General features: G+C 71.6%; 7 protein-coding genes and 1 tRNA gene. 6 read left to right on the top strand and 2 right to left on the bottom strand.

What is annotated here, in order from left to right; genetic code table 11:
* Positions 1 to 74: 74 nt before the first annotated feature.
* A complete protein-coding gene (locus tag ACFVHV_RS43035) occupies positions 75 to 512 on the bottom strand; it encodes an ATP-binding protein (protein WP_380359230.1) in 438 nt (145 codons plus the stop codon).
* Positions 513 to 673: 161 nt separating this feature from the next.
* Between ACFVHV_RS43035 and ACFVHV_RS43030 the strand changes: the two genes are divergently transcribed.
* Both ACFVHV_RS43030 and ACFVHV_RS43025 read left to right on the top strand, forming a co-directional pair.
* Positions 674 to 1,621 carry a helix-turn-helix transcriptional regulator gene (locus ACFVHV_RS43030; RefSeq protein WP_359913557.1) on the top strand — a complete coding sequence of 316 codons (948 nt, stop codon included), beginning with the start codon at positions 674 to 676 and terminating at the stop codon, positions 1,619 to 1,621.
* On the top strand, positions 1,578 to 1,721 hold the full coding sequence (locus tag ACFVHV_RS43025; protein ID WP_380359233.1) for a DUF397 domain-containing protein: 144 nt from the start codon (positions 1,578 to 1,580) through the stop codon (positions 1,719 to 1,721). Before ACFVHV_RS43030 ends, ACFVHV_RS43025 begins: the two co-directional genes overlap by 44 nt.
* A 69-nt stretch (positions 1,722 to 1,790) precedes the next feature.
* On the opposite strand, the gene ACFVHV_RS43020 is transcribed toward ACFVHV_RS43025, so the two are convergent.
* Positions 1,791 to 2,381 carry a CGNR zinc finger domain-containing protein gene (locus ACFVHV_RS43020; RefSeq protein ID WP_380359228.1) on the bottom strand — a complete coding sequence of 197 codons (591 nt, stop codon included), beginning with the start codon at positions 2,379 to 2,381 and terminating at the stop codon, positions 1,791 to 1,793.
* Between the two features lie 97 nt (positions 2,382 to 2,478).
* Here ACFVHV_RS43020 and ACFVHV_RS43015 point away from each other — a divergent pair, with 97 nt between their 5' ends.
* From ACFVHV_RS43015 to ACFVHV_RS43000, 4 genes are all read left to right on the top strand, one after another.
* Positions 2,479 to 3,546: an alcohol dehydrogenase catalytic domain-containing protein gene (locus ACFVHV_RS43015; protein WP_380359225.1), complete on the top strand. Its 1,068-nt coding sequence runs from the start codon at positions 2,479 to 2,481 to the stop codon at positions 3,544 to 3,546.
* Between the two features lie 6 nt (positions 3,547 to 3,552).
* Entirely contained in the window at positions 3,553 to 4,551 is a 999-nt protein-coding gene (locus ACFVHV_RS43010) for an alpha/beta hydrolase (RefSeq protein ID WP_380359223.1), read from the top strand.
* Between the two features lie 114 nt (positions 4,552 to 4,665).
* Positions 4,666 to 4,749: transfer RNA gene (locus ACFVHV_RS43005), tRNA-Leu, on the top strand.
* Between the two features lie 58 nt (positions 4,750 to 4,807).
* Positions 4,808 to 5,650, top strand: a complete 843-nt coding sequence (locus ACFVHV_RS43000; RefSeq protein WP_380359220.1) for an aldo/keto reductase — start codon at positions 4,808 to 4,810, stop codon at positions 5,648 to 5,650.
* Positions 5,651 to 5,797 lie beyond the last annotated feature (147 nt).

Here is a 5,797-nt window from a genome sequence, read left to right as displayed (position 1 = left end):
GGTGTCGGCGGGGGTGCGGCCGCGGGAGAGGGCGTGGCCGGCGAGGGTGGTGAGGTGCATGGGAGTTGGTGCTTTCAGGCGGTGACGAGGGCGGGGCCGGGGGCGGGGGCGATGTGGGCCCAGACGTACTTGCCGATGCCGCCGGGGCGGTTGGCGCTGCCCCAGCGTTCGGCGAGTTCGTTGACGAGGAGCAGTCCGCGCCCGTGCTCGTCGTCAGGAGTTGGGGTGTGGAGGGTGGGGTGGTCGGTGCCGGCGTCGTGGACTTCCAGCCGCAGACGGGAGCCGGTGACGGTGAAGCGGACCTCGATGTGACAGTCGTCGGGGGCGTCGGAGTGCTGGACGGCGTTGGCGAACAACTCGCCGAGCAACAGCTCGGCGGTGTCCGAGTACCGGTCTCCGGCGGGGAGGGCGGAGAGGTAGGCCCGGAGCAAGTACCGGGCCAGCGGCGTGGACTCGGTACGGGAGTCGAGGCGCGCGACGAACATGCGGGGGCGACGGTGCGTTTTGAGCATGGGGGTACCTCGGAGGGGGCGGAGGGGGGAGTGCGACAAGAGCGCACGCATTCACGCTGCGCATGCAGATGATTGCGTTCCGGTATCAATGATCGGCCCGTGGGAGTACGGTGACGCCCATATCCACGTGTTGAGCACGTGACGCACAGCTGGGAGCAGTGATGGCACACCGGAAGATCAAGCGCGGACCGACGGCGAGCTCCGCGATCATGTTCGGCGAAGAGGTCCGCTACGCGCGCGAGTTGGCGTGCCTCACCCAGGAGGAGCTGGGCAAGCTGCTCCATCTCGACCGGACGGTGATCTCGCGGACGGAGAGCGGGCGGCGGAAGCCCTCGGTCGAGGAGGTCGAGGAGCTCGGGCAACTGCTGAACACCGGCGACCTGCTCATGCGCCTGTACGGGCGGGTCGACTGGAACGCCTCGATCGAGCACCCGGATTGGTTCCAGGACTACGCGGACCAGGAGTCCATCGCCATCGGGCTGCGCGCGTACCAGGACAGCATGATGTACGGCCTGCTGCAGTGCAGAACGTATGCGCAGGCGCTGTTCGCCAGTGGCATTGCGGCTGGCAAGCCGGAGGAAATTGAGGAGCTGACCAGGGCCCGACTCAGTCGGCAGAGTCGCTTTCTCGAACCTGATGGGCCGTTGCTGCTCGTCATTCTCGACGAGAGCGCGATCCGAACGGTCGTGGGTGGACCGGATGTGATGAGAAGCCAGATGGAACACCTGCTGCGAGTGGCGCAGCTCCCGAACATCGTCCTTCAGGTGGCGCCGTTCTCGGCCCGTCGAGTCGTCTTCAACGCGGCTATGGTGTTGCTGGAGCTGCCGGATGGGCGGCGCTCGGTGTACTCGGAGAGCCTCGATCGGGGGCACCTGAGCGACGATTCCGACGTCGTGGCCAAGCACCAGCGTCGCTATGATCAGCTCCGCGCCGAATGTCTGTCAGAGTTCGACTCGCTTCGGTTGATTGCCGAAGCGCTGGAGGGTTTCAAGGATGATGAGCAACGAGCTCGCCGCGACCGCTTGGCGGAAGAGCAGCTACAGCGGCGACAACGGCGGCAACTGCATCGAGGTAGCCCCCGGATTCCCCGGCCTCGTTCCGGTGCGTGACTCCAAGGACCCGCAGGGCCCGGCCCTCGTCTTCTCCGACTCCTCGTGGGGCTCGTTCATCGACGCCGTCCGGGCCGGCGAGTTGCCGATCGAGGGCTGATCCACCCCTCCACACCCCTCGGGGCGGGGCGCCGACCGGTGCCCCGCCCCGCTGCGTCTCCTGCCCCGGCTACTTCGCTTTCGCCCGGTAGGCCCGCTTCTTCACCAGTGCGCCGCAGGTCTTCATCGAGCACCAGCGCCTCGCTCCCGCCCGGGACGTGTCCACGAACGGCGTTCCGCAGTCCGGGTTTCCGCAGATGCGGACGCGTGTCCGCTGCTCCGATCCGCAGAGTTCGATCAGGTCCCGCGCGACCATCGACAGCACCGCCGCCACGCCGTCCCCGTCCCAGCGCACGGACTCCGCATCCGCCGAGAGCGCGGGCACCGAAGTCGGTTCTGCCGCTGCCCTGTTGATCACCGCGACGTCCTCGTGATCAGCCACCGTCCCCTCCGCCAGTGCGACGCCGATCCGCTGGATCGCCTCGCGCAGCCGCCGCGCTCCCTCCAGTTCGGCCTCACCGCAGCTCGGCGCCACCGTCGTGCAGCCGCTCTCCACGCCCCACCGGCTCAGGTCCTCCGGCCCGGCGAGCCGTTCCACCTGCACGTCCTTGCCGCGGTCGGCCAGTGTGCCGGCGAAGGCGAAGCACAGTCGTGCGTCGTCGAACCGGAAGTCGGTCCTGGCGCGCTGGCGCCCTTCTCGTCGGCCGTCCCCATCGCTCATGTCCACCACTCTATGCGGTTGACACGACTCCTCGCCTCCGCATAGCTTCCAAGTCCACCGCTTCAACCGGTGGACATTTACCAAGGAGGTCGCGTCCATGCGCGCCGCAGTCATCGAAGAACTCCACAAGCCCCTCGTCATGCGCGAGGTGCCCGACCCCGTCTGCCCGCCGGACGGCGCGATCGTGCGCGTCGGCGCCAACGGCATCTGCCGCACCGACTGGGCCCTGTGGGCCGGGGACTTCTGGACCGGCGGGCCGCAGGTCCAGCCCCCGTTCGTGCTCGGCCACGAGTTCGCCGGCACCGTCGTGGAGGTCGGCCGGGACGTCCGCGACTGGCGGGACGGCGACCGCGTCATCTTCCCGATGAACCCCGGCGAGGGCTCCTGCGAGATGTGCCGCAGCGGCAACCAGCACGTGTGCGAGCACGTGGACTCCCTCGTGCCCGGGGTGTCCTACTGGGGCGCCTTCGCCGAGTACGTCATGGTCCGCTTCGCCGACGTCAACCTGGTCCGGGTCCCCGACACCGTCGGCTTCGTCGATGTCGCCGCCCTCGCCTGCCGCTACATGACCGCCTTCCACGGCGTCGTCGACCAGGCGCGGGTGCGCGGCGGCGAATGGGTCGCGGTGTACGGGGCCGGCGGCGGCATGGGGCTGTCCACGGTGGAGATCGCCGCGGCCACCGGCGCCAACGTCATCGCGATCGACATCTCCGACGAGAAGCTGGACGCCGCGCGCGCCCTCGGCGCCGTCCACACCGTCAACGCGGCCGTGGACGAGCCGACCGAGGCCGTCAAGACCCTCACCCGGGGCGGCGCCCACGTGTCCGTCGACGCCGTCGGGATCGCCGAGGCCTGCCGGAACTCCGTCCTCTCCCTGCGCACCCGCGGCCGCCACCTCCAACTCGGGCACACCACCGGCGCCGAGCGGGGCGACGTCCCGCTGCCGATCGACGTCATGATGGTCAAGGAGCTGGAGATCCTCGGTGCCTTCGGCATGCAGGGGCAGCGGTTCGGCACGATGCTCAACATGATCGAGGCCGGCCGCCTCAACCCCGGCAGGATCGTCACCCGCACCGTCGGCCTCCACGAGGCGGGCTCGGTGCTGGAGTCCCTGGAGACGTACGGGCCGACCGGTGTGGTCGTCATCGACGAGTTCCGGGGCTGAGCGGCCATGGCAACGGACACCACCGGGCCCGCCCCCCGCCTGCTGATGGACCCGGAACTGCGCCGGGCCCTCGACGCCGTCCCGATGACCCCCCACGGCGCCTTCGACCTCACCGACATCGCCGCGACCCGCGAGACCCTCCGCTCCTTCGCCGCGGCCGGCGCCGCCGCCACGCCCGACGAGCCGTCCGTCACGGTGGAGGAACACCGCGCTGTTCGGCCGGACGGCGGCCCGGACGTGCCGGTCCGCCTGCTGCGGCCCACCACCGCCACCGGCCCGCTGCCGGTGCTGCTCTGGTTCCACGGCGGCGGGCAGGTGCTCGGCTTCGCCGCCCAGGACGACCCCTGGCTCAAGCAGCTGGCCGCGCGGCTCGGCTGCGCCGTCGCCGCCGTCGACTACCGGCTCGCCCCCGAGACCCCCGCCCCCGGCGCCGCCGAGGACGGCTACACCGCCCACCGGTGGCTCGTCCGCGAAGCGCCCGCGCTCGGCCTGGACGGCGCCCGGATCGGCATCGCCGGCCAGAGCGGTGGCGGAGGGGTCGCGGCGGCCACCGCCCTGCTGGTCCGCGACCGCGGCGGCCCGGCGCCGCTGTTCCAGGCGCTGATGTACCCCATGCTCGACGACCGCGACCGGACCGCGTCCAGCCGCGAGATCACCGACATCGGCATCTGGGACCGCGCCACCAACCGCCTCGCCTGGCAGGCGGTCCTCGGCGACCGCGCCGGAACCGACGACGTCTGCCCGTACGCCGCCCCCGCCCGCGCGGAGGACCTCGCCGGGCTGCCGCCCGCCTTCATCGCGGTCGGCGAACTGGACTGCTTCCGCGACGAGGACCTCGACTACGCCATGCGCCTGCGCGCCCACGGCGTCCCGGTCGAACTCCACCTGTACCCCGGCGCGTACCACGCCTTCGACCTGTTCGCCCCCGAGTCGCAGCTCGCGGAGAGCTTCCAGCGGACCTGGACCGGCTACCTCGCCCGCCACCTCCGGGCCCCGAGGCCGTAGCCAGCCCCGGCCGCCGCCCCGCACCCCCGCGTGCGGGGCGGCTCCCGCCCGTTCGCCCCGGGGTGGTCGGAGGCACCCCACCAGATGGTCTATAGTTTTCCTCATCACCCAGATGCGCGGGTGGCGGAATAGGCAGACGCGCTGGATTCAGGTTCCAGTGCCCGAAAGGGCGTGGGGGTTCAACTCCCCCCTCGCGCACAGCGAACGGCCGGTTGATCTTCGGATCGACCGGCCGTTTTGTCGTCCGGAGGCGTAAGTGGTGGACAGGGCGATGGGCGACCGGATCCGAGGAGTCGAACTCGGGCTCGGCCTGATCGGCATCGGCCGTCCCTGGCCCGCCCCGGACTCCGCGGTCCGTCCCCCCGAACAGGCCCGGGCCCTGCTGGACCGGGCGATCGACCTGGGCATCCGCTTCTTCGACACGGCCGCCGCGTACGGCCGGAGCGAGGCGGTGCTCGGCGAGTACCTCGCGGACCTGCCCGCCGGCCGACGCGACGACCTGGTGATCGCCACCAAGTGCGGCGAGACCTGGCCGGCCCCGGAGGGTGCCCGTCCGGACCACTCGCCCGGAGCCCTGGAGACGAGCTTCGAACGGTCCCGCCAGCTGCTGGGGCGCGTCGACCTCCTGCAACTCCACAAGTGCGCGGTCGAGGACCTGCGGGACGAGCGCCTCCTCGCCTGGTTCGAGGGCCTGCGGGCCTCCGGGGAGGTGGGAGCGGTCGGCGTCAGCGTCTCCTCCGAGGAGGCCCTGCGGGCGGCGCTCGCCGTCGACGTCTTCGACACCGTCCAGTTCCCGGCGAACCCCGCCAACGCCGGCTTCGCCGCCGCGTACGGCGAGGCCGGGCGTTCGCACCTGCCCCTGCTCAACCGGCCGATGGCGTCCGGTGCGCTCGCCGGCGCCGGCAACCCCTTCGCCTTCCACACGGCGGCCTTCCGGCGCGCGGTCGTCCTGACCGGCACCACGCAGGTCGGCCATCTTGAGGCGAACGCCACGGCATTCGCCTCGGCGGTGGCCGCGGCGACCGCAGCGGCTGCGGTGGCCGCGAACCAGGATCGGCACCGGCGCCCCGGCCCTCCTTCGGGCCCTCGACTTCCTTAGCCCACAGGCGAGTTCGTCCGGATGGAACCGGGTCGCGGCGGCCCGGCCGGGGAGAACAGCTGAACGGCCGGGGGGGCCGGCCCGGCGGACCCCCGCTTCGAGTTAACCTGGGCGGCTCATACCCCCCGGGCGGAGCCCACCCCCCCC

This window comes from Kitasatospora sp. NPDC127116 (assembly GCF_042677365.1).
Taxonomy (GTDB): Bacteria; Actinomycetota; Actinomycetes; order Streptomycetales; family Streptomycetaceae; genus Kitasatospora; species Kitasatospora lactacystinica.
Note: the sequence above shows the minus strand (reverse complement) of the source record. Positions and strands in the feature narration are given on the sequence as shown.